This is a genomic window from Agrococcus carbonis, assembly GCF_900104705.1.
Taxonomy (GTDB): Bacteria; Actinomycetota; Actinomycetes; order Actinomycetales; family Microbacteriaceae; genus Agrococcus; species Agrococcus carbonis.
The window spans coordinates 1,321,389-1,347,234 of record NZ_LT629734.1 but is presented as its reverse complement, the minus strand read 5'-3'; the positions used below and the strand labels follow the sequence as shown (position 1 = coordinate 1,347,234).

The 25,846-nt window shown below is 72.4% G+C and carries 25 protein-coding genes and 1 pseudogene; 13 read left to right on the top strand and 13 right to left on the bottom strand.

Annotated features, from left to right (window positions below; genetic code table 11):
- Positions 1-108: 108 nt before the first annotated feature.
- From BLT67_RS06505 to BLT67_RS06495, 3 genes are all read right to left on the bottom strand, one after another.
- Positions 109-1,239 (bottom strand): ABC transporter permease, encoded by a 1,131-nt coding sequence (locus BLT67_RS06505; RefSeq protein WP_092666262.1) that lies wholly within the window; start codon positions 1,237-1,239, stop codon positions 109-111.
- Positions 1,236-2,117 (bottom strand): ABC transporter ATP-binding protein, encoded by an 882-nt coding sequence (locus BLT67_RS06500; RefSeq protein WP_092666261.1) that lies wholly within the window; start codon positions 2,115-2,117, stop codon positions 1,236-1,238. The genes BLT67_RS06505 and BLT67_RS06500 overlap by 4 nt, the downstream gene beginning before the upstream one ends.
- Before the next feature lie 200 nt (positions 2,118-2,317).
- Positions 2,318-3,028: an RraA family protein gene (locus tag BLT67_RS06495; protein WP_092667560.1), complete on the bottom strand. Its 711-nt coding sequence runs from the start codon at positions 3,026-3,028 to the stop codon at positions 2,318-2,320.
- Positions 3,029-3,080: 52 nt separating this feature from the next.
- Between BLT67_RS06495 and BLT67_RS06490 the strand changes: the two genes are divergently transcribed.
- Positions 3,081-3,866, top strand: a complete 786-nt coding sequence (locus BLT67_RS06490; protein WP_231945612.1) for a hypothetical protein — start codon at positions 3,081-3,083, stop codon at positions 3,864-3,866.
- Positions 3,867-3,912: 46 nt separating this feature from the next.
- Here the strand turns inward: BLT67_RS06490 and BLT67_RS06485 are convergent, their stop codons facing one another.
- From BLT67_RS06485 to BLT67_RS06470, 4 genes are all read right to left on the bottom strand, one after another.
- Positions 3,913-4,788: a response regulator gene (locus BLT67_RS06485; protein ID WP_092666260.1), complete on the bottom strand. Its 876-nt coding sequence runs from the start codon at positions 4,786-4,788 to the stop codon at positions 3,913-3,915.
- On the bottom strand, positions 4,785-6,029 hold the full coding sequence (locus tag BLT67_RS06480) for a sensor histidine kinase (protein WP_092666259.1): 1,245 nt from the start codon (positions 6,027-6,029) through the stop codon (positions 4,785-4,787). The genes BLT67_RS06485 and BLT67_RS06480 overlap by 4 nt, the downstream gene beginning before the upstream one ends.
- A gap of 207 nt (positions 6,030-6,236) precedes the next feature.
- On the bottom strand, positions 6,237-7,190 hold the full coding sequence (speB, locus tag BLT67_RS06475) for an agmatinase (protein WP_092666258.1): 954 nt from the start codon (positions 7,188-7,190) through the stop codon (positions 6,237-6,239).
- Positions 7,191-7,247: 57 nt separating this feature from the next.
- Positions 7,248-7,709 carry an SRPBCC family protein gene (locus BLT67_RS06470; protein WP_092666257.1) on the bottom strand — a complete coding sequence of 154 codons (462 nt, stop codon included), beginning with the start codon at positions 7,707-7,709 and terminating at the stop codon, positions 7,248-7,250.
- 101 nt (positions 7,710-7,810) lie between these two features.
- On the opposite strand from BLT67_RS06470, the gene BLT67_RS06465 reads away from it, so the two are divergent.
- Both BLT67_RS06465 and BLT67_RS06460 read left to right on the top strand, forming a co-directional pair.
- Positions 7,811-8,251, top strand: coding sequence for a DUF6153 family protein (locus BLT67_RS06465; protein ID WP_092666256.1), 441 nt, complete (start codon positions 7,811-7,813; stop codon positions 8,249-8,251).
- Between the two features lie 83 nt (positions 8,252-8,334).
- Positions 8,335-8,946, top strand: a complete 612-nt coding sequence (locus BLT67_RS06460) for a DUF305 domain-containing protein (protein ID WP_231945611.1) — start codon at positions 8,335-8,337, stop codon at positions 8,944-8,946.
- Positions 8,947-8,966: 20 nt separating this feature from the next.
- On the opposite strand, the gene BLT67_RS06455 is transcribed toward BLT67_RS06460, so the two are convergent.
- Positions 8,967-10,178 (bottom strand): MFS transporter, encoded by a 1,212-nt coding sequence (locus BLT67_RS06455; protein ID WP_157674242.1) that lies wholly within the window; start codon positions 10,176-10,178, stop codon positions 8,967-8,969.
- A 149-nt stretch (positions 10,179-10,327) separates the two neighbouring features.
- Here BLT67_RS06455 and BLT67_RS06450 point away from each other — a divergent pair, with 149 nt between their 5' ends.
- From BLT67_RS06450 to BLT67_RS06425, 6 genes are all read left to right on the top strand, one after another.
- Positions 10,328-10,930, top strand: coding sequence for an RNA polymerase sigma factor (locus BLT67_RS06450; RefSeq protein ID WP_157674240.1), 603 nt, complete (start codon positions 10,328-10,330; stop codon positions 10,928-10,930).
- The gene (locus tag BLT67_RS06445; RefSeq protein WP_092666254.1) at positions 10,927-11,784 is read left to right on the top strand and encodes a hypothetical protein; all 858 of its coding nucleotides are present in this window, start codon (positions 10,927-10,929) and stop codon (positions 11,782-11,784) included. The genes BLT67_RS06450 and BLT67_RS06445 overlap by 4 nt, the downstream gene beginning before the upstream one ends.
- Complete coding sequence (locus BLT67_RS06440; RefSeq protein ID WP_092666253.1) at positions 11,781-12,560, top strand: hypothetical protein; 780 nt, start codon at positions 11,781-11,783, stop codon at positions 12,558-12,560. Before BLT67_RS06445 ends, BLT67_RS06440 begins: the two co-directional genes overlap by 4 nt.
- Positions 12,561-12,582: 22 nt before the next feature.
- Positions 12,583-13,413: a hypothetical protein gene (locus BLT67_RS06435; protein WP_157674238.1), complete on the top strand. Its 831-nt coding sequence runs from the start codon at positions 12,583-12,585 to the stop codon at positions 13,411-13,413.
- Positions 13,414-13,696: 283 nt separating this feature from the next.
- Positions 13,697-14,599 (top strand): hypothetical protein, encoded by a 903-nt coding sequence (locus tag BLT67_RS06430; RefSeq protein ID WP_092666251.1) that lies wholly within the window; start codon positions 13,697-13,699, stop codon positions 14,597-14,599.
- A gap of 303 nt (positions 14,600-14,902) precedes the next feature.
- Complete coding sequence (locus BLT67_RS06425; protein WP_092666250.1) at positions 14,903-16,138, top strand: hypothetical protein; 1,236 nt, start codon at positions 14,903-14,905, stop codon at positions 16,136-16,138.
- Between the two features lie 106 nt (positions 16,139-16,244).
- Here BLT67_RS06425 and BLT67_RS06420 read toward each other — a convergent pair whose 3' ends face one another.
- The 4 genes from BLT67_RS06420 to BLT67_RS06405 all read right to left on the bottom strand — a co-directional run bounded on the left by BLT67_RS06420 (position 16,245) and on the right by BLT67_RS06405 (position 20,997).
- Positions 16,245-18,062, bottom strand: coding sequence for an HNH endonuclease signature motif containing protein (locus BLT67_RS06420; RefSeq protein WP_172801988.1), 1,818 nt, complete (start codon positions 18,060-18,062; stop codon positions 16,245-16,247).
- A gap of 270 nt (positions 18,063-18,332) precedes the next feature.
- Positions 18,333-19,160 carry a MetQ/NlpA family ABC transporter substrate-binding protein gene (locus BLT67_RS06415; RefSeq protein WP_092666248.1) on the bottom strand — a complete coding sequence of 276 codons (828 nt, stop codon included), beginning with the start codon at positions 19,158-19,160 and terminating at the stop codon, positions 18,333-18,335.
- A 41-nt stretch (positions 19,161-19,201) separates the two neighbouring features.
- Positions 19,202-20,014, bottom strand: a complete 813-nt coding sequence (locus BLT67_RS06410; RefSeq protein ID WP_092666247.1) for a methionine ABC transporter permease — start codon at positions 20,012-20,014, stop codon at positions 19,202-19,204.
- Positions 20,011-20,997, bottom strand: a complete 987-nt coding sequence (locus BLT67_RS06405) for a methionine ABC transporter ATP-binding protein (protein WP_092666246.1) — start codon at positions 20,995-20,997, stop codon at positions 20,011-20,013. Before BLT67_RS06405 ends, BLT67_RS06410 begins: the two co-directional genes overlap by 4 nt.
- A gap of 252 nt (positions 20,998-21,249) precedes the next feature.
- On the opposite strand from BLT67_RS06405, the gene BLT67_RS06400 reads away from it, so the two are divergent.
- Together BLT67_RS06400 and BLT67_RS13390 are read left to right on the top strand one after the other, a co-directional pair.
- Complete coding sequence (locus tag BLT67_RS06400; RefSeq protein ID WP_092666245.1) at positions 21,250-22,032, top strand: hypothetical protein; 783 nt, start codon at positions 21,250-21,252, stop codon at positions 22,030-22,032.
- Positions 22,033-22,296: 264 nt separating this feature from the next.
- Positions 22,297-23,406 carry a hypothetical protein gene (locus tag BLT67_RS13390; protein ID WP_157674236.1) on the top strand — a complete coding sequence of 370 codons (1,110 nt, stop codon included), beginning with the start codon at positions 22,297-22,299 and terminating at the stop codon, positions 23,404-23,406.
- Positions 23,407-23,862: 456 nt separating this feature from the next.
- Here the strand turns inward: BLT67_RS13390 and dcm are convergent, their stop codons facing one another.
- Positions 23,863-25,236 (bottom strand): DNA (cytosine-5-)-methyltransferase, encoded by a 1,374-nt coding sequence (dcm, locus tag BLT67_RS06395; RefSeq protein WP_092666244.1) that lies wholly within the window; start codon positions 25,234-25,236, stop codon positions 23,863-23,865.
- 62 nt (positions 25,237-25,298) lie between these two features.
- On the opposite strand from dcm, the pseudogene BLT67_RS13835 reads away from it, so the two are divergent.
- Positions 25,299-25,562, top strand: a pseudogene (locus tag BLT67_RS13835) (hypothetical protein); the annotation flags it as partial.
- On the top strand, positions 25,539-25,808 hold the full coding sequence (locus BLT67_RS06390; protein ID WP_331712170.1) for a DUF559 domain-containing protein: 270 nt from the start codon (positions 25,539-25,541) through the stop codon (positions 25,806-25,808). The pseudogene BLT67_RS13835 and the gene BLT67_RS06390, both read left to right, overlap by 24 nt.
- Positions 25,809-25,846 lie beyond the last annotated feature (38 nt).

Here is a 25,846-nt window from a genome sequence, read left to right as displayed (position 1 = left end):
GGCACGCGAAGCCCCGAAGCGTCACACATCTGCGGGGCGACGCAGCAGAGCGCCCCGATCCGGAGGATGCGGGGCGCTCGGGCTATGCGCGAGGAGCTCGGCGGGGCGCTACTGCTTCAGCGCGTCCTTCCACTTCACCATCGCGCCGGTCTTCAGCAGCGAGCGCTCGTAGACCTTCGCGGCGAAGCCGATCACCAGCACGGTGAACCCGGCAAGGATCGCCAGCGACAGGTACGGCTCCCACCACTGCTGCGTCTCGAGGTAGACCCGCATCGGCACCGCGACCGGCGCCGAGAAGGGCACGTACGACATGATCTGCAGCGCCAGCGGGTTGTTGTTGAAGACGATCACGAGGATGTACGGGATCATCACGAGCATCATCAGCGGGCTCGTCGCGGTGCCGAGGTCCTCGGCGCGCGAGACGAGCGCGGCGGCCGCGGCGTAGAGCGCCGCGAGCATGATGAAGCCGACCGTGAAGAGCACCACGAACCAGACGATCGGCATGCCGAGTCCGTCGAGCAGCAGCTCCGAGCCGGTGAGCGCACCGCCGAGCAGCACGACCGCGGCGATCAGGATGATCTGCCCGAACGCGAGCACCGAGTTGCCGATCACCTTGCCCGCGAGGATCGCGCGGGCCGGCACGGCGGCGAGCATGATCTCGACGATGCGCGACTGCTTCTCCTCGACGACCGACTGCGAGATGGTCGTGCCGAAGGTGATCGCGGACGAGAAGAACACGATGCCGAAGGCGATGCCGATGAAGTAGGTGAGCATCGGGTCGGGTGCATTCGGGTCGAGCAGCTCGAGCTCCGGCGCGACGCTCAGCAGCTGCAGCAGGCTCGTCGGCGCCTCGCGGTCGCCCAGCACCAGCAGACCGCTGGGCCCGCTGCCCGGGATGACCCCGGCGCTCACCGTGCCCGACGCGACGGCCTCGCGCACCGCATCCGCAGACCCGAGGGTCGTGACCGCGAGCCCGTCGAGCCCCTGCAGGGTCGGTGCGAGCGCGGCGACGGTGGCGACGGTGGTGTCCTCGTCGAACAGCGCGGGGCCGATCGACGAGAAGATGACGCCGGCGAGGATGACCGCGAGCATGATCGCGGTCGAGATGACGAACGACTTCGAGCGCAGGCGCACCATGATCTCGCGCTGCGCGACGATGCCGGTGGCGGCCCAGAAGCCGGTGCGGCCACGCTGGTTGGGGGCGGATGCCGTGGCCGGTCGGGTGGGGACGGTGCTCATCGCACGACCTCCTGGAAGATCTCGTTCAGCGGTCGGATGGAGGGGGCGAAGCTGCGCACGGCACCGCGCTCGATCGCCTCGCGGAGCACGCGGTCGGCGGCCTCGGGATCGTCGGCGGTGAAGCGCACGTGGCCGCCGTCGAACTCGAGCACCTCGATGCCGGCGATGCCGCGCACGAAGCCGGCGTCGCCCGTCTCGAGCACCCACTCGGGGCGGGTGTGGGCGGCGCGGATCTCGTCGCGCGTGCCCGCGGCGCGCACTTCGCCGTGGGCGAGGATGACGAGCGAGTCGCAGAGCCGCTCGACGACGTCGAGCTGGTGGCTCGAGAAGAGCACCGGGGCTCCTGCGCGGGCGACGTCGCGCAGCACCTCGAGCGTGACCTCGACGGCCATCGGGTCGAGGCCCGAGAACGGCTCGTCGAGCACGAGGGCCGTCGGCTCGTGCACGAGCGCGGCGGCGATCTGCGCACGCTGCTGGTTGCCGAGACTGAGCGACTCGAGCGTGTCGCGGCTGCGCTCGGCGAGGCCGAGCTGCTCAAGCAGCAGGTCGGCGCGCATCGCGGCGTCGGCGCCGCTCATGCCGTGCAGGCGGCCGAGGTAGACGAGCTGCTCGTGCACCTGCATCTTGGGGTAGAGGCCGCGCTCCTCGGGCATGTAGCCGAACTGCGCGCGGTCGTCGGCGGTGATCGGGCGGCCGTCGACGCGCACCTCGCCGCTGTCGGCGGCGAGCACGCCGAGGATGATGCGCATGGCGGTGGTCTTGCCGGCGCCGTTCGCGCCGACGAAGCCGGTCATCAGGCCGTCGTGCACGTCGAACGAGACGTCCTTGAGCGCCTGCTTGCCCTTGAAGGAGCGGCTGATCGCATGGATGGAGAGCATGCTTCGACGCTAGGCGGCCGGATGCGGGGCGCGCCTCCGCCGTGCGGCTGGAATCCGCGCTCCCCCTGGCGGGGGAGGGGTGCGCTGTCCCCTCCGATGGTGTGCCCTGGCCAGAGCGGTACCGCTTTGTCGCATGCGGCGAGCGGATGCGACCATTCGGTACCGGGCTGCGCGCTGCGCCGCTCGGGCGGCGCCACCGGCTACTCCTCGATCGCGCCGCCGATGGCGCGCAGGTGCTCGCGGAAGGTGATGCCGCGCTCGTCGCGGGCGCGCAGGTAGTCGCCGAAGGCCATCTGCTCGCGGAGGCTCGTGCCGGCGCGCATCGCGGCGGCCTGCCGGTGCTCGGTGTCGCGAATCGCGGCGGCCGCGCGGGCGATGGCGGATGCGTCGGCGAGCGGCAGGAAGATCGCCCCGTCGTCGTCGGCCACGACGAGGTCGGCGGCGGTGACGTCGTGCTCGCCGCACGCGGCCCGCTCGAGCGCATCCGCCGGCTGGGGGAGCGCGGCCGCCGGGCCGGTGGGCGACGCGCCGGCGCTCAGCACCGGCAGGCCGATCTCGCGCAGCTCGGCGGTGTCGCGATGCAGGCCCCAGATGAGGATGCCCGCGAGCCCTGCGCGCGCGACCTCGAGCGCGACGAGATCGCCCACGCACGCGCGGTCGGTGCGGCCGCCGTCGTCGACCACGAGCACCTCGCCGGGCGTCGCCCGCTCGAGGGCCTCGAGGAAGACGTCGACGCTGCCCGAGTGGCGCGCGGGGCGCGCACGCCCCGCGATGCGCATGCCGGGGGCGAGCGGTGCGAGCTCGGCCGGCGCGACGCGCACGGGGATGCCGAGCCGCATGCACGCGTCGGCGAGGTGGGCGGTCGTGAGGCTGTCGAAGGCGGTGAGGTCGTGGACGTCGGTGTCGCTCATGCCGCCATTGTGGCGCTGGTCGCGCGCGCCGAGCGGGAGGATGATGAGCGCCATGCTCGACGAACCGGTCGGCGCAGCGCAGCCCGACGCCGGCCAACCCCGTGCGGAGGAGCCCCGCGCCGAGGAGCCGCGTGCCGACCAGTCCGGCGCCACCCCGCTCCCGACGGGCGAGGCGGAGTCCGACGCCGTGCTCGCGCGCCGCGCGCAGATGCTCGCGACCGAGCACTGGGGCCTGCTCGCCGCCCGCAGCACCGCGCAGAGCGAGGTGCTCACGCGCATCACCATCTTCCTCACGCTCGTCTCCGCGGGCCTCGTGACCATCGGCATCCTCGGTCAGGCGTCGCGCTACGCGGGCTGGTTCTCGCCCGCGATGCTCGCGATCCTCGGCTTCGTGGCGCTCATCGGCGCGATGACGCAGCAGCGGGTGCTGCTCGTGAGCGAGGAGGACTTGATGTACGTGCTCGGCATGAACCGGCTGCGCGGCGGCTACGTCGACCTCGACCCGCAGGTCGGGCAGTACTTCCTCGCCTCGAGCGCCGACGATCAGGCGGGCGCGAGCGTCACCTACTCGTTCCTGCGGGCGAGGTCGCAGGCGAGCCACCTGCTCGGCAGCTCGATGGTGCTCATCCTCGTCGTCAACGCATGCGTCTACGGGCTGCTCGCCGGCGCGTTCGTCGTCTCGCTCGGGGCGGCACCGGGCTGGGCCATCGCAGCCGGCGCGCTCGTCGGCGCCGCGTGGATGGTCGTGTGGATGCGGATCGGCTACACGCACTACCGCGCGGCCATCCGCGCCCACACGCCGCGGCGCTCGAGCGGCAGCACGGCCTGGGCCCCCTGACGCGGCCGGTGGTGCTGCGCGGCCCGCGGCGAGCAGCACGCCGCGGTCAGCGCTGCGGCGCGATGACCCCGTGCTCGTAGGCCCAGATGACGGCGTGGATGCGGTCGCGGACGCCGAGCTTCAGGAGCACGTTGGAGACGTGGGTCTTGACCGTCGCCTCGCCGACGAAGAGCCGGGCGGCGATCTCGGCGTTGGAGTGGCCCTTGGCGAGCAGGAGCAGCGTCTCGTGCTCGCGGTCGGTGAGCTGGGGGGACGGGGCGCTGGCCTCTGGTCTCGTGACGCCGCCTTCGGCGGCTCCTCGACCGACGGGCGGAACGCCGCCTTCGGCGGCTCCTCGACCGACGGGCGGAACACCGCCTTCGGCGGCTCCTCGACCGGCGGGCCCGGGGGCGGCGGGTCTCGATACGGCGCCTTCGGCGCCTACTCGACCAGCGGGCGGGGCGGCGCCTTCGGCGCCTACTCGACCAGCGAGGGGGGTGTCGGCTCGACCAGCGGGCGAAGCCGCCGCCGTGAAGCGCTCGATCACGCGGCGGGTCACCTCGGGGCTCAGCAGGGCGTCGCCGCGGGCGAGCGCGTGCACGGCGTCGATCAGCTGCTCGGGCTCGGCGGTCTTCAGCAGGAAGCCGGCGGCGCCGGCCGAGAGCGCGTCGAAGAGGAAGTCGTCGCGGTCGAACGTCGTGAGGATGAGCACCGCCGCGTGGTCGTCGGCGGCGCAGATCGCGCGGGTCGCCTCGAGGCCGTCCATCACCGGCATCTGCACGTCCATGCAGATGACGTCCGGCCGCAGCTCGGCGGCGAGCCGCACGGCGTCGGCGCCGTCCTTCGCCTGCCCGACGACCTCGAATCCGGGCTCGCTGCCGAGGATCGTCTCGAACCCGGCGCGGACCAGGGCCTGGTCGTCGACCAGCAGGATGCGCGTCACCCGTCCACGCTACCGGCGCGGTCGCGGGCCGCAGGCGAGGGCATCCGCGCCCGCACGAGCCAGCCGCCGCGCGAGCGCGGCCCCACCTCGAGCACCCCGTCGAGCGCCGAGACGCGCTCGCGCATCCCGAGCACACCCGCGCCCGCGCCGTGCGCACCGCTGCCGCCGCCGCGCCCGTCGTCGGCGACCTCGACCTCGAGCTCGTCGTCGAGGTAGCGCACGCGCACGTCGACCTGCGCGAGGGGCCCCGCGTGCTTGCGCGCGTTCGTGAGCGCCTCCTGCACAATGCGATACGCCGTGAGCCCCACCATGGGCGAGACCGTGCGCGGCTCGCCGACCTCGGTGAGCGCGACGCGCTGCCCGGTCGCGACCGCCGAGTCGACGAGCGCGGGCAGGTCGTCGAGGCCCGGCGCCGAGCCGGTGCCGTCGTCCTCGGCGCGGAGCGTCACCACGAGAGCCCGCAGCTCGCCGATCGCGTCTCGCGCCGACTGCTCGACGTGCCGCAGCGCATCCGCCGCCTTCTCGGGATCGGTCGCGAGCACCCGCCGCGCTGCGCCCGCCTGCACGCCCATCGCCGAGACGTGGTGGGCGACGACGTCGTGCAGCTCGCGCGCGATGCGCACCCGCTCGAGCGAGACCGCCTGCTCGGCGAGCCGCTGCTGCTGGGCGGCGATCTCGGCGTGCGCGTCGGCGAGCCGCTGCTGCTCGAGGGACTCGCGCCAGGCGCGGTCGCCGAAGATCCAGCCGCCGCCGAAGTACGCGACGTTCACGACGATCTGGATGAGCAGGAACGCGAAGTAGGCCGAGACGCCGCGCTCGCCCGTCTCGGGGTCGAAGAAGCCGCGTACCGCCGAGGTCGCGAGCCAGGCGGCCATCACGAGCACGATGACGACGCGCGCCCACAGCGCGCGGCGGCGGTTCGTCTCCCACGCGCCGATCGAGTAGAACCCCATGAAGAGGTTGACCTGCGAGACGTAGAGCTCGAGCGAGCCGGTCTCGCCCGCGATGATGTAGATCGCGATCTGCGCGATCGAGACCGGCACCGGGTGCACGCGGCGCAGCACGAGCGGCGCGGGCAGCAGCACCGCGGCGAGCATCGGCTGCCAGATGGGCACGTCGTCGAACTGCAGCCCCGTCATGGCGCTGAGCGCCACCATCACGCAGCCGAGCGCCGCGAGCGCGCCCGCGAGCAGCGCGTCGGTGCGCATCGACGCGGCGTCGGGAGCGGGGCGCACAGGCATGGCTTCGAGCCTAGGCGGGCGGCGTCGGCGGTCGCCTCCGCCGGCAGGCGGGCGGATGCGTCGGGTCGCCTCCGTCGTGCGGGGGAGGCGGGTGCCCCGGCTGCCGGCCGCCGTGGGTGGGGTGTGGGCGCCCAGCGCGGTCGCGCCGGTGCGGTCCCATCAGCGCGGTCGCACCGGCGTGGTCGCTCCGCGCCGCGAGCTCCCGCGCTACCGCTCGGGCAGGTCGATGAGGGTCACGAACTCCCACGCGGTGTGCGCCGCCGCGAGGCCCGTGATGCCCGCGTGGTCGTGGGCCGGCAGCACCTCGACGACGTCGCATCCGACGATCGGCAGACCGCGCAGCTCGCGCAGCACGGCGAAGAGCTCGCGCGTGCTGATGCCGGCGACCTCGGGCGTGCCGGTGCCGGGGGCGTGCGCCGGGTCGAGCACGTCGATGTCGACCGAGATGTAGACGGGGCGGTCGCCGAGGCGCTCGCGGATGCGTGCGGCGAGCCGCTCGGCCGGCACGCGCCCGAACTCGTCGCTGCCGATCATCGCGAACCCGGCGCGCGCGTCGTCCTCGAGCTCGCTCGGGTCGTACACGCCGGCGCGGGTGCCGACGTGCTGGCAGTGCTCGAGGTCGAGCAGCCCCTCCTCGGCGGCCCGCCGGAAGGGCGAGCCGTGCCAGATGCTCGCGCCGTGCAGCACATCCCAGGTGTCGAGGTGCGCGTCGAAGTGCAGCACGGCGAGCGGACCGTGCTCGGCGGCCGCGGCCCGCAGCAGCGGCAGCGCGATGGTGTGGTCGCCGCCGATCGCGACGATGCGCGTGCCCTGCTCGACCAGCTGCCGCGCCTGCGCCTCGATCGCCGCGACCGCCGCCTCGATGTCGTACGGGCCGACGCGGAAGTCGCCCGCGTCGACCACCTGGCGGTCGCGGAACGGGAAGGCGTCGTGGAGGTAGTGGTACGGATGCAGCTGCCGCGAGTGCTCGCGCACGTGCGCCGGCCCGAAGCGCGCGCCCGGCCGGAAGCTCGTACCCGAGTCGAAGGGGATGCCGACCACTGCGATGTCGGCGTGCTCGACCTCGTGCAGCTGCGGCAGCAGCGCGAAGGACGCGATGCCCGCGTATCGGGGGAGGTCAGGATCCTCCCGCTGGCCGACGATGCCCTCGCGCTCTCGCATGGCGCCATGCTCGCACAGCGCGATGCTCGCACAGCGCCCAAGTCGCCGAGGCGTGCCTTACTGCTCCTGGGCGAACGACGCCTGCAGCGCCTCGAGCGTCGTGGTGCGCTCGCGCTTCGCGAGCACGCGGTAGACGGGCATCGCGAGCTGGCGGGTGCCGCGCACCTGCAGGCGCGCGGTGTGGCGCACGCGCGTGGTGCCGTCCCCCGCATCCGTGAGCTCGTAGCCGGGCCAGCCCTCGGCGATGATGCGACCGCGCCACGGCTCCCACCAGTGGTAGACGAGGCGGGTGGGGCGCTCGAAGACGGCGATCTCGCCCGGCGTCGAGCCGACCGAGGTGCGATCGACGTAGGTGGTGCCGCGGCGCGGCGGTCCGGGCGAGGTCTGCTCGGTCGCGCGGAAGATCGTGCGCTTGTGCGGCATCCAGTCGTGGTGGCCCTCGATGTCGGCGAGCCGGTCGAAGACCGCCTCGATCGGGGCGGCGATCACCCGCTCGAGCTCGAACTCGTACACGGCCATAGCCCAGCGTGCCCCGCACGGCGGCGGTGCACAAGCGGTCGGTGCAGGCGGGCCGGTGCAGGCCCGCTGGCGTCGGCCGCTCCGGGCGTAGAGTGTGCGGCATGGGCGAGCGGTCGGCAGTCGGAGCCGCGGCCCGAACGGGCGGCGGCATCCCCGTGCGGCGACTGCTGGCACTGGCAGCGCTCATCGTCGGCCTGCTCGGCATGCACACGCTCTCGGCTGCGCCGTCAGGGCACGGGTCCGCCGCGCCGACCCAGTCGATCGCCGCCGGCCACCACGCCTCCCACGCCATGACGGATGCGGCGGCGGCCGGGCACGACGACGGTGACGGCGCCGCTCAGCCCGCGCCGACGCACGACCACACCGCGATGATCACGTGCGTGCTCGCCCTGCTCGCGGGGCTCGTCCTGCTGCTGCCGCCTGCTCGGGGCGGTGCGGCCGCGCTGCTCGTGCTGCCCCGCCTCGCGTCTCGCGCGCCGGGCGTCGTCGGGCATGCGATGCCCCCGCCCAGCCTCGTCCTGCTCTCGATCAGCCGCACCTGATCGGTGGCCTGGCCCTTCCGCGGTCAGCCCGCGGCGCCTCGCGCGCCCATGCCACCGACCCCTCGAACGAGAGAGCAACGACCATGCACATGCACACCTTCCGCGCGCTGACGGCGCGCGTCCTCACCGCCGGCGCGCTCGTCGCCGGCCTCGCCCTCGCCGGCTGCGCGACCGGCGGAACCGGCAGCGCCCAGCCGACGCCCACCGCATCCGGCACCGCGTCGGCGCAGCAGCCGAACGCCGCCGACACGATGTTCACGATGATGATGATCCCCCACCACGAGCAGGCCATCGAGATGTCGGATGTCGTGCTCGGCAAGCCCGACGTCGACCCGCGGGTGCGCGACCTGGCCCAGCGCATCAAGGACGCCCAGGGGCCCGAGATCGCGCAGATGGAGGCCTGGCTCGACGCCTGGGGCATGCACGCCGACCCGCACGCGGGCATGGGCCACGGCGGCGGCATGGGCGGCATGATGTCGGAGGACGACATAGAAGCCCTCGAGCAGGCTGACGGCGCCGCGGCGAGCGCGCTCTTCCTCGAGCAGATGATCGAGCACCACGAGGGCGCGATCGAGATGGCCGAGACCGAGGTGCGGCAGGGTGCGATGCCCGACGTCATCGCGCTCGCCGAGTCGATCATCGAGTCGCAGCGGGCGGAGATCACCGAGATGGAGGGCCTGCTCGACGAGCTCTGAGCGGCGACCGCCCGGCCCCCTCAGCCGCGCCGCGGGAACGCGAGCATCGTCGCGCCGCTCAGCAGCCACACGAGGCCGGAACCGGCGAGCAGCAGCAGCGGGTCGAGGCCCGCGAGCGCGCCTGCGATCGCGGTGCCCGCGGCGCTCGCGGCGGTGCGGAGCGCGGCGCCGACCGTGAAGACCTGCGCGACGACGCCCTCGGGGCTCTCGGTGCGCCGCAGCATGAGCATCGCCGCGGTCGGCGCGGCGGTGCAGAGGCCCGAGATGCCGACGAGCGCCACCGTCCAGACGAGCCCGAGGTCGAGCGCGGCGGCGAGCGTCGCGAGGCCCGTGAGCCCGAAGCCGATCAGCATGGTCGCCTGCGGCGAGAGCGAGCGGCGGCGGATGGGTTCGATCGCCGCGCCGAGGAGCGCGCCGATCGCGAAGGCGGTCACCACGATCGCGCTCGCCGCGGGATCGCCGAGGGTCGCGACGGCGATGCCGATCGCGGCGATCGGCAGGATGCCGCGGCCGAGCTCGGCGAGCGTGCCCGAGGTCGTGACGACCGCGAGGCGCCGATGGGTCGAGAGCGCCACGATGCCGGCGGCCATCGAGCGCCACAGCCCCGTGCGCTCGGTCTCGCGCGGCTCGACGTGCAGCAGCGGGTAGGCGGCGACCGAGCACAGCGCGATCGCTGCCATCGCCACGAGCGCCCAGCGCGGTCCGACGGTCGGCGCGAGCACCGCGACGAGCGCGGGGCCGGCGACGCCGCTGAGGTTGTAGCTCAGCGCATCGAGCGCGTAGGCGCGGTGGTGGTCGCCGTCGTCGGCGGTCGAGAGGAAGCTCGACAGCCCGCCGAAGCCGAAGGGGTTCAGCAGCCCGCTCACCACGAGCGCGCTCGCGACGAGCCACACCGGCAGCGGGTCGAGCGCTGCGGCGACCGCGTACGCGGCGGCGGTGCCGGCCGCCGCGCCCATCATCCACGCGCGCGGGCGGTGCGAGCGGTCGAGCAGCGCGCCGACGAGCGGCGCGGCGACGATGCCGGGCATGAGCGCGAGCGCGACGAGCATGGCGCCGAGCGCGATGTCGCCGGTCGTGGCGACCGCGAGGATGGGGATCGCGATCTGCGCGCCGCTCGCGGCCGTGCGCACCGGCACCGAGGCGGCGAGCTGGCGGGCGCCCTGCGCGCGCGTGCCCGCAGTGAACTCCCGACCCGGGCGCCCGCCGGGCGCCGCACGATCGAGCCGCCTCACCCATCCATCATTCCGTGCAACGGATGCGCGCCGCGCCGCGGGCGAGCGGCGACCCAGATCACGCTGCGCGAGCGGGTCGCGGCGCGGATCGCCGCAGGTGCCGCGCGCCGCCGCTGTAACCCGTGCCCGCGACCCGGACAATCCAGGCTGTGGACCTCGCGCAGACCGACGAGCAGCTGTGGCATGCCGTCGTGCGCGGGGACGGGGTCGCCTTCGCGGCGGTCTTCGATCGCCACGGCGACCGCGTGTGGCGACACGCATGGAGACTGATGCAGCACCGGCAGGACACCGAGGATGTGACGGCCGCAGCCTTCGCTGAGGCGTGGCGGTCGCGTCGCCGCGTGCGCATCGTCGACGGCTCGGTGCTGCCGTGGCTGCTCGCCACCACGACCAACTGCGCGCGCAACGCGAGCCGCAGCATCCGCCGCAACCAGCGGCTCATCGCGCACATCCCGCTCGGGCCCGATGCGCCGGATGCCGCCGATGTCGCCGTCGATCGGCTCGAGCGCCTCGACGCGGGCAGCGCCGTCGCGCAGGCGCTGCGCGAGCTGCCCGAGCAGGATGCGCGGCTCATCTCGCTCGTGCTGCTCGAGGAGCTGCCGCTCGCCGACGCGGCGAGCGCGATCGGCCTCGGCTACGGCGCCGCGAAGACCCGCATCCACCGCGCGAAGACCAAGCTGCGCGCGGTGCTCGAGCGGCACGGCGCCGCGCCCGGCCTCGACCACCTCGACCTCGAGGAGGTGCCGGCATGAGCGAGCAGCCGCCCCCCATGGGCGATGACTTCCAGGCGCGGATGCGTCGGGGCCTGTCGACGATGGCGGTGCGGGAGCGCGTGCGCGAGCGCCGCCGCACGCAGGCGATCGCGGGCGGCGCGCTCGCGGTGATCGCCGCCGCGGTGGTCGGGGTGGGCGCGTGGCAGCTCGCCGGCGCCGCGGGCGACCCGCATCGCGATCAGGCGGCGCCGACGCCGGGCGTGAGCCAGCCGGCCGACACCCCTGCGCCGAGCGAGCCGGGCGCGAGCGAGGCCGCACCCACCGACCGGCCCGACCCGACCGCCCCGCCCGGCCTCGAGGGCGTCGCGGCCGGCGAGCCCGAGGTGCTCGACGTGCTGCGGTGCGAGGAGTGCGGCGACGCCGGCGCCGCGGGCCAGGCGCCCGTCGTCGAGCGCACCTTCGACGTCTACCTCGTGTGCGAGGCCGACGGCACGGTCGACTACGGCGGCCAGCGCTGGGTCGACTGCGCCGACCACCCCGCCGGCACCGGCTTCACGCAGCTCGGCGTAGCGGACCTGATCGACGACGGAGACCCGCGGTTCACCGCGAGCGACGACTTCGACGGCGCGCTCAGCATCGTCGACGCGGGCGCGCCGCCGGTCGGCAGCATCGACGGCGCGAGCGCGACCGTCTCGGTCGAGTGCCACCGCGACCAGGGCGCCGTCACCGTCGGCGGCGTGCGGTTCGACTGCGCCGCCGGCTGGGAGGGCTACGGCGTGCAGTCGGTCACCCAGGCCGCGTGGGGCGTGCCCATCCGGCCGGGCGAGATCGGCCCGCGCATCGAGCTCGAGGGCGACGCGCTCGTGAGCGTGACCTACGCGGTGGAGCGATGAGCCGGCTCGCGTGGGCGGCGGCGCTCGCGGCCGTGCTGGTGGTGAGCGGATGCGCGCCCTCCGGCATGCTCGAGGGTCCCGACCCGAGCACTCTGGCGCCCGCACCGAGCGGCAGCGCGTCGCCCGAGCCGAGCTCTGCCGACGGGGGCTCCGCGTCTCCCGACCCCGACGCATCCGCCACCCCAGCATCGGCCACGCCGGCGCCCGCTGCGACGGCGCCCGCCGCACCCGCCCTGCCGCCCCGCGCGATCGGCCTCCCGCAGATCGAGCCCGCCCTCACAGAGCTGCCGGTCGGCGGCGCCGTGGCGGGTGCCGGCGCGCGCGACCTCTACGTGGCGTGCTCGCTGCCGAGCCGCATCTGGACGGGCGGCACGCGCACCGATGGCGCCGTCGACGGCTCCGCGGCGGATTGCCGCGATGCCTGGGGCGGCGTCGTCGTGCAGCTCGGCGTTCCGGCCGGTGCGACCCGGGCGCACGCCGTGCTCGAGGCCGATGCGACGGCGCCCCTCATCGTGGCCATGCCCGCCGGTCGCGAGCTCGACACCGCCTCGCGCGCGGGCTTCGTGCGCGGCCTCGGCTCGCCGAGCGCGCTCGACATCACTGTCACGTGCGAGGGCGAGACGGGCCGGGTGACGGTGGGCGGCATCCCGTTCGATTGCTGGGGCGATGGGCTGGCGCTGCGCGTCGGCGTCGACCGGCTCGGCGGTCCGATGCCCATGATCGTGGCCGACGCCGGCGTGACCGCGTGGGTCGTGCTGCAGCCGGTGGAGGGATGACATGAGCTCCTTCCGGAATCGCATGCGAGCCGCCGCACTGGTCGTCGGGCTCGCGGCGGCCGGGCTCGCGGCGGCCGGGCTCGGCGGCTGCACCGCCGCCCCGCCCGCGCCGACCGGCACGCCCGACGCCTCCGCTGCGCCGACCGACGCGGCGGCCACGCCGGTGGCGACCGAGGGGGCGGATGCGGCGCCCACGCCCGATCCCACGGCCGTCGGCCCCGCGGGCGGCGCGATCATCGACGACCGCTCGGCGCCGAGCGCCCTCGCCGAGCCGCCGCGCTCGGGAGCGGGCTCTGCGCGCGAGCTCGAGGTGATCGACGGCCGCAACCACTGGCGGTTCACCACCGGGACCGGCACCGCGAGCTTCGCCGTGCCGCTCGACTGGCGCGTCGAGCCGCAGTACACCGAGGTGGTCGACGCGCGCGGCCGGGCGGCTTGGCTGACGATCGTGCGGCTGCTCGAGCCGAACGGCGACACCGCGCTCATGTTCACCGAGGGGCCTCGCGCGAACATGTCGCCGGGCGGCACGCCGGCGTCGTGGGACGCGGGGGAGCGGCGCGGGGTCGCGGGCGGTCTCGAGGCGGTCTCGTGGTCGTACGCGAGCGAGTACATGGGCTCGCCGTCACGCGAGCACGGCGTCGGGCTGACGACGGCGGGCGCAACGACGCTGCCCGACGGCAGCGTCTGCGCCGGCGACATGTGCCGCAGCTTCACCGGCCACCAGCCCAGCTGGTACGCGGGGGTGACGACGGCCGAGGCGTGGTTCGCGGGCGAGCTCGAGGAGCGGATGCTCGGCGTCGTGGCCTCGCTCGAGCTGCACCACGACGACCTGACCGCCTCCCCCTGGCAGTAGCCCCGCTCGCAGGTCGAGGGGCGCGCGCCGTCCCCTCGCCGGTCGAGGAGCGCGCGCCGAAGGCGCCCGCGTCACGAGACCCGTCCCCTCGCCGTTCGAGGCGGCCCGCAGGGCCGTCACGAGACCCCCGCCGTTCCCTCGCCGGTCGAGGAGCGCGCGCCGAAGGCGCACGCGTCACGAGACCCCCATCCGTGACCATCCCGTGACCTCCCGCCCGTAACCCGCACCGCACAGCGGACATGTCAGGTCGAGCGGGGAAGCGCCCCGCCGGAGAGGAACCGCGATGCGCGCATCGACGACCGGCCGGGCGGCCTCCGCCGCGGCGATCCTGACCATCGGTGCACTGCTCGCGGCCTGCGCGCAGGCGCCAGAGGAGCCCGCGGCGCCGCCGACGCCGACGTCCTCGACGACCGCCGCCGACCCCACGGAGACCGAGCCGATGCCCACCGCCCAGACCACCGCCGTCTCCGCCCCCGCGACCGAGTCCGAGGCGCCCGAGCCGACCACGGCATCCGTCACGCCCCCGGTGATCGACGGCTCGCCGTCGGCCACGCCCGCGGCATCGGTGCCGGCCGCCCGCTCGCAGCCCAACGACGAGGAGCCTGAGCCGGCACCCGCGCTCGAGACGCCCCCTCCCTCACCCGTCGCGCCCGGCACGTACACGACGCAGAACGGCTCGGCGACGTTCACGGTGCCAGCGGGCTGGTCGGGCACCGACCGCAGCTGGCCCACCCTCGACCCCGACACCGGTGCGCCGACGTGGATCAACATCGTCGACCTCGTCGGCCCGGGCGTCGCGCTCACCTACCTCGACACCCCGCAGTTCGGGGGCAGCTGGTCGTACGACGCCGAGCTGTGGGAGGCGGTGGATGCGCGCCCCGTGGGCGACGGCGACGTCGCGCAGTCGTTCTGGCGCGTCTCGCAGGGCCGCTACATCCCGCACGTCGCGCTCACCTACCTGCAGGGACCGAACGACTGGGGCTTCGACGAGGGGTCGGTGAACTCGCCCACCTGGTACGGCGAGAGCCGCAGCAACTACCGCTTCGAGGCGACTTTCGAGGGCCGGCCGTCGTTCGGCACCGAGGCCGAGGTCGTGACGTTCCTGCGCTCCGCGCCGGCGGTCGCGGCGCTCGACGTGGTCGCGAGCGTGCGCCTCACGGGCGTCGACGGCTTCACGATGCCCTGAGCGCCCCGCTCCCTCGCCGGTCGAGGCCCTTCCGCCGGTCGAGGAGCGCGCGGGCGCAGCCCGCACGCGTCTCGAGACCCCCGCTCCCTCGCCGGTCGAGGAGCGCGCGCCGAAGGCGCCCGCGTCACGAGACCCCACACCTCCACCCGGAGAGACCCGACGGCCCCGCGGAACACCGCGGGGCCGTCGCCGGGCGCCCGCATCGTGATGCAACCGTGACCCGGGAAGCGACACCCGAGCCCCGCATCCGGACATCTTGGGATGAGGCGGCCATCGCGGCCCGCCCGACGATGGAGGCACACCATGCGCACTCGCACCGCCCGCACCGCCGCCGCCCTCGGCACCGCCGCCGCGCTCGCCCTCGTCGCCGGCTGCGCGACGACCGCCGCGCAGCCGACCGCGCCCGCCGACCCCACCGAGAGCCCCGCGCCGCCCGTCGAGGCCGTCGTGCTCGAGCCGTTCACGACCCAGAACGGCACTGCGACCTTCGGCGTGCCGCAGGGCTGGCGCGTCGACGACACGAGCGTCGCGGCCACGAACCACGGCGGCGAGCGCCAATGGGTGAACCAGGTCACGCTCGTCGACGACGAGGAGCGGGCGCGGGTCACCTACGTCGACGGCTACATGTCCGACGTCGGCTGGGGCGAGGTGCCGTGGCGGCTGGTCGAGCAGCGCGCGATCGCGCAGTCGCCGCCTGCGGGCGACGCGACGGCCAGCGCCTGGTGGATGGAGCTCGAACCGGGCCGGTTTACGCCGCAGGTCGCGGTGACGGCGACGCCGAACGAGCTGGCGCCCAACACCTACCTGATGCACGTGGAGGGGCGCTTCGGCGTCTTCAGCGCCCACGTCGACGGGCTCGACGGCTGCGCCGAGGTGCTGGCGGATGCCGCTGCCGCCGAGGCGTGCCTGAGCGGTGCCGAGATGGCGACGACCATGGGCGTGCTCGCGTCGCTCGAGGTGCACGACGTGCCCTGGAATGCGATGCCGCAGGCGGCCGGCGATGCCGACGGGGAGGCCGCAGGGGAGACCTTCGAGACGCAGAACGGCACGATGCGCGTCACGCTGCCTGCCGGCTGGTCGGCGCGTGACCGCAGCGGCGAGGTGACCAACCACGACGGCCGCACGCAGTGGGACAACCACGTGCGGTTCACGGGGCCCGACGGCACGCAGGTCCGCTACTACGACGGCTACGCGAGCGACGTCGGCGCCCTCGATGCGTGGGGCGAGGTCGAGCGCATCGAGATGGCGGATGGGCTGGCCGCGGTCGCGTGGTGGGAGCAGCGGGAGGGCGGGGTCGTCGCGCGCGTCGCGCTCACGAGCCAGACCGAGGGATCACCGCCGTTCCCGTGGGCGCAGCTCGACGGCGTCAACCGCAACCACAGCGCGATGCTGCTGACGAGCGACGAGCCGGGCGGTGAGCGCCTGTTCGGCTCGGTCGCCGCGGCGGAGCGCTTCCTCGAGAGCGCGCCCGCGCGTGCGGCGCTCGAGGTCATCGCCGCGATCGAGCTCGTGCCGGTCGACCAGTATGCGATGCCCTGAGCGGGGCGAGTCGCGCGGCCGCGGATCGTGATGCGGCTGGTGGCGCACTCGATCGCCGCCCGACGCGTCGCCACGCCCGACAGGATTCGGTGACGTCCCTTGCGGATCAGCGCCGCAGCACGATCCTGGGCTGAGTCAGCGCATCGGCGCGACCGCCACGCTCGCGAGCGCGGGCCTGCCGCTCGAGCAGTGCCCTGAGGTGTCGTTCGCTCGGAGTGCCCGGGCGGCGGCGTCGCCTCGGTGGGCGAGTGGACGGTCGGGCCGCGTCGAGCGGATCCGGTTCGCTTGATGCGGTGCTCACCGTGTGGTCCAGCCCGGGCTTGCGCTCGCGGAGGTCCGGCAGCCGCACTGCGAGTGCAGCGGGTGCGGCGGTGGCGAGTGCGGCGGGCGCGGGGGCGGCAACAGCGGCGGGTGCTGCGGTGGCGAGCGGATGATCGCTCGCAGCTGCGTCGAGCGAGCCGGGCGCGGCGCCGCCGAGCCACGCCGAATCACCGGCCTCCGCGTCGAGCGGCACCGCGGCGACCGTGCTGCGGGCGGGCTGGAGCTCGGGGACGATGCGCCACTGGCCCGGCCCGGGTCCGGCCTCCTCGACCCGCAGTCGGCCGGCGTGGATCTCGTGGTGGTGGTAGTTGCAGACGAGGATGCCGTTGTCGACGTCGGTGGGGCCGCCGAGCTGCCAGGGCACGATGTGGTGGGTCTCGCACCAGGCGACGGGCATGCCGCAACCGGGTACTCGACAGCCCTTGTCGCGCCTGGCGAGGGCTCGCTTCTGCGCGCGGGTGAACAGCCGCTGCGTGCGGCCGAGGGCGAGTGGGTGGCCGTCGCCGTCGACGACCAGCTGCTGGACGTCGGCGTGGCAGAGGACCTGGTCGATGCGCTCGATCGGGAGGAGGCAGTTGGTGTGCTCGATCGTGAGGGTGCGCTCGGCGTGGCGGAGCCCCTGCACGTACGCGGCGTAGGCGTCGATCGTGCCGGTGAGCACGAGCGTCGGCGGCTCCCCGCCGGCGACCGGCGCGGTGCCGGAGGCCGCGTGCGCCTTCACCACGGCGATGAACGCGTCGTGCGCCTTCTGCTCGCGCGTGCGGTCGTCGAGGGAGACCTCCCCGCCGTCGCCGTCGCCGTCGCCGTCGCCGTCGCCGTGGCATGCCTTGCCGTCGCAGCCGCCCCTTGCGCAGCGATCATCGTGGAACGCGACGTTCACGCGCGGCCCCGTGTACGCATCCGCCAACGCCTTGATGGCCGCGCCGTCGTCGGCAGGGGAGCGGATGGTCGTGAGCCATGACCCGTCGGGCTGCTGTCGGATGCGCAGCGACCGAAGCGCCCGCTGCCGCTCGTCGTTCGGCAGCACCCCGTCGGGATCGAGCAGCGCAACGCAGCGGCGGGCGAGCACGACCAGCTGCTCGGGCGGCCGCGGCGTGGCGGGATCGGTCGCGTGGCCGACGAGCGTGCGCTCGGCGACGCGCAGCTGCTCGCCGTCGGCGCGCGGCGCCGCCGGGTCGAGGGTCGAGACGATCGCGTGCGCCTGCGCGAACGACAGCTCGCCCTCCGCGAGCGCGGCCGCGACCGCCGGGTACTTCGGCGGGATGCTGGCGCCGGTGAGCGCGACCGACGGGGCCGTCGCGCGCGCCATCAGCAGCAGGTCGAGGGCGCGGCCGGGGCGGATGCCGAAGGCGCGGCCGATGGCTTCCTTCGCGTGCCGGGCGCCCAGCAGCAGGCACAGCGGCTCGTCGGCCGAGCCCCGCGAGCGCTCCTCGACCTCGTGCGCGAGCCGCACCTGCAGGCTCTCGACGACCCTGGCCAGCTCCGCGACCCGGCCGAGCAGTTCGACCACCTCGCCGCTGGACGCGGTCGAGAACGACGGGGCATCCGCGAGCAGCGCGCGAGCAGCGTCGACCGCTGCTGCTGCTTGCTCGGTGCTCGTCATCGTCGCCTCCTTGCGAGGAGGGTAGATGCGGCCACCCACATCCATCCCCGACCTCGTGCGACGAGGGTATGGGCGGGCACTGACACGCGAATGCGGCCCGAAACGACGACCGCGCCGCGTGCTCGGAGCACACGGCGCGCTCGTCGGAAGGCCGAAGGATCAGGCCGCGACGAGCAGGCTTCGAGACGTGCGCGCCTGCGGCGCACGCTCCTCAGCCAGCGAGCGCACGCTCCTCAACCAGCGAGGGCGCGCCTCAGCCAGCAGAAGCGATCAGTCCTCGATCGGAACGATCAGCCCGCCCCACGTGTCGAGCATGTACTGCTGCAGCTCGTCGGAGGTCAGCAGCTCGTGCAGCGCCTCGACGCGCGGGTCGTCCTGCAGCTCGGGCGTGGTGACGAGCGCGTTGAAGTACGCCGAGTCGCTGCCCTCGACGAGGATCGCCTGCTCGCCCGTGAGGCCGGCCGGCAGCGCGAACGACGCGGTGACGAAGACGGCGTCGTTGTCGGGGATCGCGAGCGGCAGCGTGGCGTTCTCGACCTCGGTGAACTGGAAATTGCGCGGGTTCGAGGTGATGCCGTCGAGGTTGGTGGTGCCCTCGGCGATCTCGATCAGGCCCTCGGCCGCGAGGATCTCGAGCGCGCGCGCCTCGTTGGTCGGGTCGTTGGGGATGGCGATCGAGGCGCCGTCGGGCAGCTCGTCGAGCGAGCCGATCGACTCCGAGTAGTACGCGGCGGCGGGCAGGTAGATGTCGCCGACCGAGACGAGGTCGCCGCCGGCCTGGGAGTTGTACGTCTCCATGAACGTCGTGTTCTGGAAGAGGTTGGCGTCGGTCGAGCCGTCGCTGAGCGCCGGGTTGGGCGTGTTGTAGTCGGTGAACTCGACCCACTCGATGTCGAGCCCGGCGTCGGCGGCGAGGTTCTCGTCGACCCAGGTGAGCATGTCGCCGGCCGGCACGGGCAGGGCGCCGACGCGGATGGTGCCGAGCGAGCCGTCCTCGGGCGCCTCGGCGGGCGCGCCCGACGAGCAGGCGGCGAGGGCGGCGACGGCGACGCCGGCGACGATGGTGGTCGCGACGCGACGCTTGAGCGAGATGGTCATGGTGCTTCCTTCGGTGGTGAGGGGTCGGATGCGCGTGGCGGTCAGGCGCCGCGCGGCGGGTTGCGATCGATCGCGGCCTGGGCACCGCCCGCGACGTCCGCATCGAGGTGGGCCTGCGCATCCGCCACCGACCGCTTGCCGGCGCGGCGACCGGGCACCGCGCCGAGCCGGGTGGCCGCGAGCGTGAGCGCCCACTGGATGAGCTGCACGAGCACGAACAGGATGATGACGACGCCGACGATGTGGATGGCGCTGTAGCGCTGCATGCCGTAGGTGAGGGCGACGTTGCCGAGGCCGCCGCCGCCGACCACGCCGACCATCGCCGAGAAGTTGATGATCGAGGTGATGGTGGTGGCGGTGCCGAGCAGGATCGCCGGCCACGCCTGCGGCAGCAGCACGCGCTTGACGAGCAGCCAGCGCGACGCGCCGAGCGAGTCGGCCGCCTCGAACAGGCCCGGGTCGACCTCGCGCACCGCGATCTCGACGACGCGCACGAAGAACGGGATGGCGACGAGCGTGAGCGGCACGATCGCGGGGCCGGTGCCGATGAACGAGCCGAGCAGCCAGCGGGTGAGCGGGATGAGCGCGATCATCAGCACGATGAACGGCACCGAGCGGCCCAGGTTGACGATGAAGCCGAGCACCGCGTTGATCGCGCGGCCGAGCCAGCGCTGCCCGAGCGGCGCCTCGAGGAAGCGGCCGGGCTCGGTGCCGACGAGGATGATGCCGAGCGGCAGGCCCACGAGGAACGTGATGGCCATCGCGACGCCCGTCATGTAGAGCGTCTCCCACGTGCCCTCGAGCAGCACCTCGATGAGCTTGGCCCAGAAGTCGGGCGCGTTGACGTCGATCACGGGTGCACCTCCCAGGCGGTCACGCCCTGCGCGGTGAGCGCGTCGATCACCTTGAGGCCCACGGATGCGTCGCCGGGCACGGCGAGGCGGGTGCGGCCGGCCTGGTGGCCGTTGATGGTCTCGAGCGCCGCGCCGAGGATCGAGACCTCGAGCCCGAAGTCGCGCACGAGCTGCGCGATCACCGGGCGGTCGGCGCTGAGGGCCGTGTAGGTGATGTCGATGACGCGGTGGCCGGGGATGTAGTGGGCCTCGCCGACGGGGAAGAGCTCGGCGGCGACCTTCGAGCCGGGCGTGCGGATGAGCTCGTCGAGCGAGCCCTGCTCGATGATGCGGCCGTGCTCCATGAGCGCGGCGGCGTCGCAGATGCGCTTCACCACCTCCATCTCGTGCGTGATGAGGAGGACGGTGAGGCCGAGCTCGCGGCTGAGCCGCTGGATGAGCTCGAGGATCGAGCGGGTGGTCTCGGGGTCGAGCGCGCTCGTCGCCTCGTCGCTCAGCAGCACGTCAGGCTGGCTCGCGAGCGCGCGGGCGATGCCGACGCGCTGGCGCTGGCCGCCGGAGAGCTGGCCGGGGCGGTCGTCGGCGCGGTGGGCGAGACCGACGAGGTCGAGCATCTCGAGCGCCTTGGGGCGGCGATCTTTTTTGGGCGTGCCGACGGCCTCGAGCGCGAACTCGACGTTCTGGGCCACCGAGCGGTTGCCGACGAGGTTGAAGTGCTGGAACACCATGCCGATGCGGTGGCGCTCCTTGAGGAGGGCCTTGCCCTCGAGCGCGGTGACGTCGGTGCCGTTGACCAGCACGCGGCCCGAGTCGGGCCGCTCGAGCGCGTTGACGGTTCTGAGGAGGGTGGACTTGCCGGCGCCCGACTGCCCGACGACGCCGAAGATCTGCCCCTTCGCCACCTCGATGCTCACGTCGTCGAGCGCGACGACGGCGTCGGGGCCGTCGCCGAAGCGGCGGCTGACGTGCTCGATCGAGATCATGCGGCTCCCCGTGCCTTGGTGGGCGGATGCGGTGGGTCGCCTTCCATGGTCTCACGCTGTCTGATAGCGCGGCGGGATGTGACGTAATGAGACGCTTCCTGGGCGGGCGCGCCGGCCGGCGAGACTCCGCTCTGCTCTTGCGTCTCGGGCGGTGGGCTAAGTCTGCGGACGAATGCCACAACGACTTCGGGCGCCTTAAAGCCACTCGTGGCGCATGCGTGAGATGAGGTCGCCTCACGTTATGCTGCAAACATGGTCCTCAAGCGCGCCCGCGTAACTCAAACGCCGTCGCAGACCTCAGGTTCGATTGATTTCGATCGCTTCCGCGACGGACTGGCACGCGATAGTTCGCTGAGAGGCGAACTCGAAGCCGCGATGCGGCTCAACGTTGACCGCGTGAATCCGAGCGATCCAGGCAATCGCTTCATTGTAGGCGGCGCCATCGAGTGGCTGGTGGCGGCGGCGGCGTGGGCTCTGGGTGTGCTCACGATACCCGGCGGCCACTCCGTGCGCGGCTTCGATTTGATGGATCTGCAGGACGCGGCGCGCGGCTTGTGGAGCGTCAAAGCCCAGACGGCTCGGAAGAGCGGAGCTTTCCGGATCTCCAACGGGTTAGGGGGCAGCGGCAGAGGATTCGGAGATCCCACGATCTTCCTGTCGCCTAATCTGCCCGGACTCGTCTTCATCGATCCCGGTTTGCATCCGGCTGCTGCAGCAAGGGCTGTCGCTAAGAACGACGCTGTCGAATTGCCGTTCGCGGCAGTGAGCGTGCATGCCCAGCATCATCCTGAGTGCGTGGCGCCGCTGCAGGCTCCCGCGAACGAGAACCGCGGAATCGAGAACCCATTCCTCGCTTACGCGCAGACAATCGCAACCCCTGAGCGGTTTCCGCGGCTCGCGACGATGTTCACGGCAGCGAAGCCGCCGACGGCAGGGCGAGCCGCCGAGGTCGAGCGGCTAATCGAGATGAACCGAAGCGGCAAGATCACCGATGCCCAACTTCACGCCTTGGTGAACCAGTTGGCCGGCCTCTGAGGACCGGCGTGTCCTATCCGGGCACAACGGATTTCTTCTTGGCCGTGCGGGCCCTCCGCTACGGCTGCGTCGGCGTCCAGTGCAACTCGACGCGGGCGCCGGCGCCAGGCGCCTAGTCCCCACGATAGGCGCCAGCGATGAGCGTCAGTGGTGTTCCTGGCTGGGTGTGGCGAAACTGGTCTGCGCGAGCGGCCCGACAGCCGGTCGGCGTGTGGGCGCCCCGTCTCACCGTCGCGCGTGGCGCGAAGAGCTAATGTCCGTAACATGACAGGTGCTCAATCGACCGCTCAAGCCCGTCGCCGGATCGCCATCGACGCGCTCGGAAGCGAAATCAGCGCCCTCCCGAACTCGGCCGCGTCACGACTGGCTGCGCTGCTCCGTCAGCCGCGTCAGTTGGCTGTCAGCGCGGATATTGACGGGCTAGTGTCGGCCGCAATGTTGACTTCTGTAGCCCCGGAGTTCGAGATTGTAGCCTTCTCTCTGAGGTCGCAGGCCTGGCTGGTGCATCCCGATTTCCGCGAGAGAACGCCGTCCGACCTGATGATGATCGACCTATTTTCGACCCGCTTCGACAGTCTGAGCAATCACGTTGTGCGGTGGGGGTCGAAAAAGCCCCAAGTGACAGAGATACGAGACGCCTACCAGCACTGGGACGGCGTGGTGGATGCTGCGAGCCGCGAGAGATTGCTCGCGGTCCCTTCGCTATGGGCTGCGACTCAGGGCGGGTACGAAGAGTCAGATCGCGCAGATTCGGCTCGATACAAATATCCGCTCGGTACGGCACAGTTCTTGTTGGCGATGCTCGAGGTTTCGGGCAACGCTCCGCGGTTCTACGACCGCACATACTTACCATGGTTGGTTGCGAATTGTGACGACGGCATTCTGACCTACACAAGGTATTCGGACAACGCTCGGGTTTGGTGGCCGGTCCTCGCCGGTGCGGTGGGACCCGGCAGTCTGACTGAGCAGGTCTTCTCGATGGTGGATCGCATGCGACCACACGATTTCATAGACGCGGTCCACCGTCTCGACAGAGAGCGTGCGGCGTCGGGCACCGCCCCGTGGCTCGACGACAAGTGGAACCTGTTGGGGTCCACGCCCGACATACTAGGAACCGCGCTGCAATGGCTCGGCGAACTTACCGGGTGGCGAGACCCGTTGCGAGGTGGCGTGGCCAACTTAAGCTCGTGGGTGCAGATCACAGCACGCGGTGCAGGCATGGTTCGTTTCGGTGGTTCCAGCAAACTGTCGAGTGGTGAGCGCTCAGCCGCGGCGGAACGAATCCGAGCTGCTGCGTCAGCGCTCAACGCCAATTTCTACTACGGAGGCCGCGGCGATGGGTCGCGCTTCAACTGGGTTGGCGGGTGGGCCTGACTTCTCCGCGGCCGCCTAGCTCAACGCGCGCCGGCGCGCAGCGTGGGTCGATGCCCAGCGCGCGAAGGAATGACTGACCCGCGTCCTGCTGACTGACGTCGACAAGCGGATGTCCTGGCAACAATAGGAGCGCGACCGGACGACGTGACAATCGACGCTTCGCCGAGCCGCCGCGGGTTCCAGCGGTCAGCCGCTGCTGGCGGGGGAGCCGTGCGAGGGCGACCGGATGCCACCTCGCCGATGTCGGTGGAGTGGCGCGCGCGTTCGAATCTTCGACGGAGGACAAAGACGCCTCCGGTGTCCGCTGCATCCTGCGCTGATCACCGAAGGGGCGGATCTCGAACCACTACCTCGCCACTCGATGTCGATTCTGAGAGCACTGGGCGGCGGTGTGAGGCACTTCTTGCGCGGCAAGCGGCGGAGGATCCGCCTTCGACGGGCGTCGAACCTTGCGACCTACGCTGCCCGAGTCAGACGGGTCGGCTCGCCGAGCGCCTCATCGGGATTCAGCGGCGCGGACAAGATCGCGTCCAGCGCAGCGGGTGACGTCTCCTCGATCAACTTCGCATCCCGCTCGACGTGCGTCCGAAGCATGAAGTTCGCGGCGCCAACGTTTACTCCGTTGCCGAGTTGCTTGTACGTGAGCGCGTCTCGCTGGCCATCGAAGCCGAACCAGTCCGGTAGCCCTTGAAGGCGAGCGGCTTCGCGTGGCGAGATCCGGCGTCCTCGGGAGCCGAGGATCGAGGTCTGCGTGATTGCGACGAGCGCGGGCAGGTAGGTCGGACGCTTGGCGCGCAGGCCTGAGGGGCGAAGGTGCATGACGGTCTCGCGCAGATCTTCTGTCGATTGCGCCTGCCACTCCAGTTTGCGTCGAGAGGCGGGTAGTTCCCGCAGGTTGCCGTGGGCGTGCAGCCACGCATCGATGACATCGTGATGTTCGGTATAGAACGTGGCGTTCTTACGTAGGAAGTCGGCCTTCCACGCGGGTGTGCCCTCGTCGATCTCCAGCGCATCCAGGTGTGCGAACTCGTCCGCCCAGATGGGAAATCCTGGGAGCTTCGACACGCCCTTCCGTCGAAGCCGCTCGACGAAGTCAGCCCAGACGTCGATGACATACGAGTCGGCCTCGGATAGCCGGTAGTCCTCGACCCGCTCCACTTCGTGATCCGGCTGCACGAGCGGGCGCTGCTCGGGGCCGATCGGCGTCTTGAAGATGTCCCAATCATCCGGGTTCCAGTTGCCCACAGCTGCGCGCGGCACTAGTGGCTCGCTCGGGGACAGCTTTCGAGCGCGATCCGGATCGCCGACGTATGTCGCCATGATGAAGACCCGGTCGCGGATCTGCGGGCGTCCACCGAGCTCTGGCGGCAAGAAGTGAGGAGAAAAGACCGTCGGCTGAGTGGAGACCTTGTACCCGGCTTCCTGCATCAGACGAACGATGGTCGCCCAAGTCTCGCGGTGCCGCGGGCCCGCCAGGTTGCGCACGTTCTCAAGCATGACGACGGCGGGCTTGCGCTCTTGCAAGATGCGCAGGATGTTGAAGAAGAGTGTCCCGCGTGCCTCGTTGATCCCGCGTTGGAACCCGGATTTGGAGAACGGCTGACATGGGAAGCCCGCGCTCAGGACGTCGTGGTGGGGCACCGCCATCACGTCCTCCGTGAGTGGGATGATGTCACCCTGAGGTGCCTGGTCCCAGTTCTGGGCGTAGATCGCGGCGGCATGGGCGTCGATCTCCGATGCCATGGCGAGCGATCCGCCGTTCACAGCGCCGAGCGTCGCGTGGAAGCCGCCGATGCCGGCGAAGAGGTCGACGAACCTGAAGGAGGGCATAGATCGAATGTACCTTCGGCCACTGACGAGAGCTGGCCAGCTCGCCGAAGCTGTGGAAAGCTATGAGTGAACTAGGCGACGAACTAGAGACGGTGCTGCGCCCCAAGTGGACGCAGCGAGGCGGGTGGGCGTCGAGCCCGGGCGTCGCGTCCGTCATGCGTGCGAACACCCGTCGAGACACGAATCCGGAGCTCCGCGTCCGGCGAGTACTGCACGCGTCCGGGTTGCGTTTCCGCGTGGACCTCGCCCCGCTGGCCTCACAGCGATAGCGGCGGGCGGACATCGTGTTCACGCGCCGCAAGGTGGCCGTCTTCATCGATGGTTGCTTCTGGCACGGCTGCGCGAAGCACTTCGTGCCGCCGAAGGCCAACGCTGACTACTGGAGACTGAAGATCGCCCGCAATCGCGAACGCGATGCTGACACGTCGGCGATCTTGGAGAGCGATGGGTGGACGGTCCTCCGATTCTGGGAGCACGAGGACCCGCGAAAGGTGGCCGTCATCATCGCAGGGGTGGTGCGTCGAGCTCAAGGCGATGGCGCTCGACCGGCAGCCCCGACCGCTGGGGACTAGCCGGGACCGGCCAGTCCGCGCGGGTGCTCTCCTGCAAG

Bases quoted from the DNA above. Each gene is read 5' to 3' on its own strand.
- BLT67_RS06505 (WP_092666262.1), bottom strand. From the start codon at position 1,239: ATGAGCACCGTCCCCACCCGACCGGCCACGGCATCCGCCCCCAACCAG.
- BLT67_RS06500 (WP_092666261.1), bottom strand. From the start codon at position 2,117: ATGCTCTCCATCCATGCGATCAGCCGCTCCTTCAAGGGCAAGCAGGCG.
- BLT67_RS06495 (WP_092667560.1), bottom strand. From the start codon at position 3,028: ATGAGCGACACCGACGTCCACGACCTCACCGCCTTCGACAGCCTCACG.
- BLT67_RS06490 (WP_231945612.1), top strand. From the start codon at position 3,081: ATGCTCGACGAACCGGTCGGCGCAGCGCAGCCCGACGCCGGCCAACCC.
- BLT67_RS06480 (WP_092666259.1), bottom strand. From the start codon at position 6,029: ATGCCTGTGCGCCCCGCTCCCGACGCCGCGTCGATGCGCACCGACGCG.
- speB (WP_092666258.1), bottom strand. From the start codon at position 7,190: ATGCGAGAGCGCGAGGGCATCGTCGGCCAGCGGGAGGATCCTGACCTC.
- BLT67_RS06470 (WP_092666257.1), bottom strand. From the start codon at position 7,709: ATGGCCGTGTACGAGTTCGAGCTCGAGCGGGTGATCGCCGCCCCGATC.
- BLT67_RS06465 (WP_092666256.1), top strand. From the start codon at position 7,811: ATGGGCGAGCGGTCGGCAGTCGGAGCCGCGGCCCGAACGGGCGGCGGC.
- BLT67_RS06460 (WP_231945611.1), top strand. From the start codon at position 8,335: ATGCACATGCACACCTTCCGCGCGCTGACGGCGCGCGTCCTCACCGCC.
- BLT67_RS06445 (WP_092666254.1), top strand. From the start codon at position 10,927: ATGAGCGAGCAGCCGCCCCCCATGGGCGATGACTTCCAGGCGCGGATG.
- BLT67_RS06440 (WP_092666253.1), top strand. From the start codon at position 11,781: ATGAGCCGGCTCGCGTGGGCGGCGGCGCTCGCGGCCGTGCTGGTGGTG.
- BLT67_RS06435 (WP_157674238.1), top strand. From the start codon at position 12,583: ATGCGAGCCGCCGCACTGGTCGTCGGGCTCGCGGCGGCCGGGCTCGCG.
- BLT67_RS06430 (WP_092666251.1), top strand. From the start codon at position 13,697: ATGCGCGCATCGACGACCGGCCGGGCGGCCTCCGCCGCGGCGATCCTG.
- BLT67_RS06425 (WP_092666250.1), top strand. From the start codon at position 14,903: ATGCGCACTCGCACCGCCCGCACCGCCGCCGCCCTCGGCACCGCCGCC.
- BLT67_RS06420 (WP_172801988.1), bottom strand. From the start codon at position 18,062: ATGACGAGCACCGAGCAAGCAGCAGCAGCGGTCGACGCTGCTCGCGCG.
- BLT67_RS06415 (WP_092666248.1), bottom strand. From the start codon at position 19,160: ATGACCATCTCGCTCAAGCGTCGCGTCGCGACCACCATCGTCGCCGGC.
- BLT67_RS06405 (WP_092666246.1), bottom strand. From the start codon at position 20,997: ATGATCTCGATCGAGCACGTCAGCCGCCGCTTCGGCGACGGCCCCGAC.
- BLT67_RS06400 (WP_092666245.1), top strand. From the start codon at position 21,250: ATGGTCCTCAAGCGCGCCCGCGTAACTCAAACGCCGTCGCAGACCTCA.
- BLT67_RS13390 (WP_157674236.1), top strand. From the start codon at position 22,297: ATGACAGGTGCTCAATCGACCGCTCAAGCCCGTCGCCGGATCGCCATC.
- dcm (WP_092666244.1), bottom strand. From the start codon at position 25,236: ATGCCCTCCTTCAGGTTCGTCGACCTCTTCGCCGGCATCGGCGGCTTC.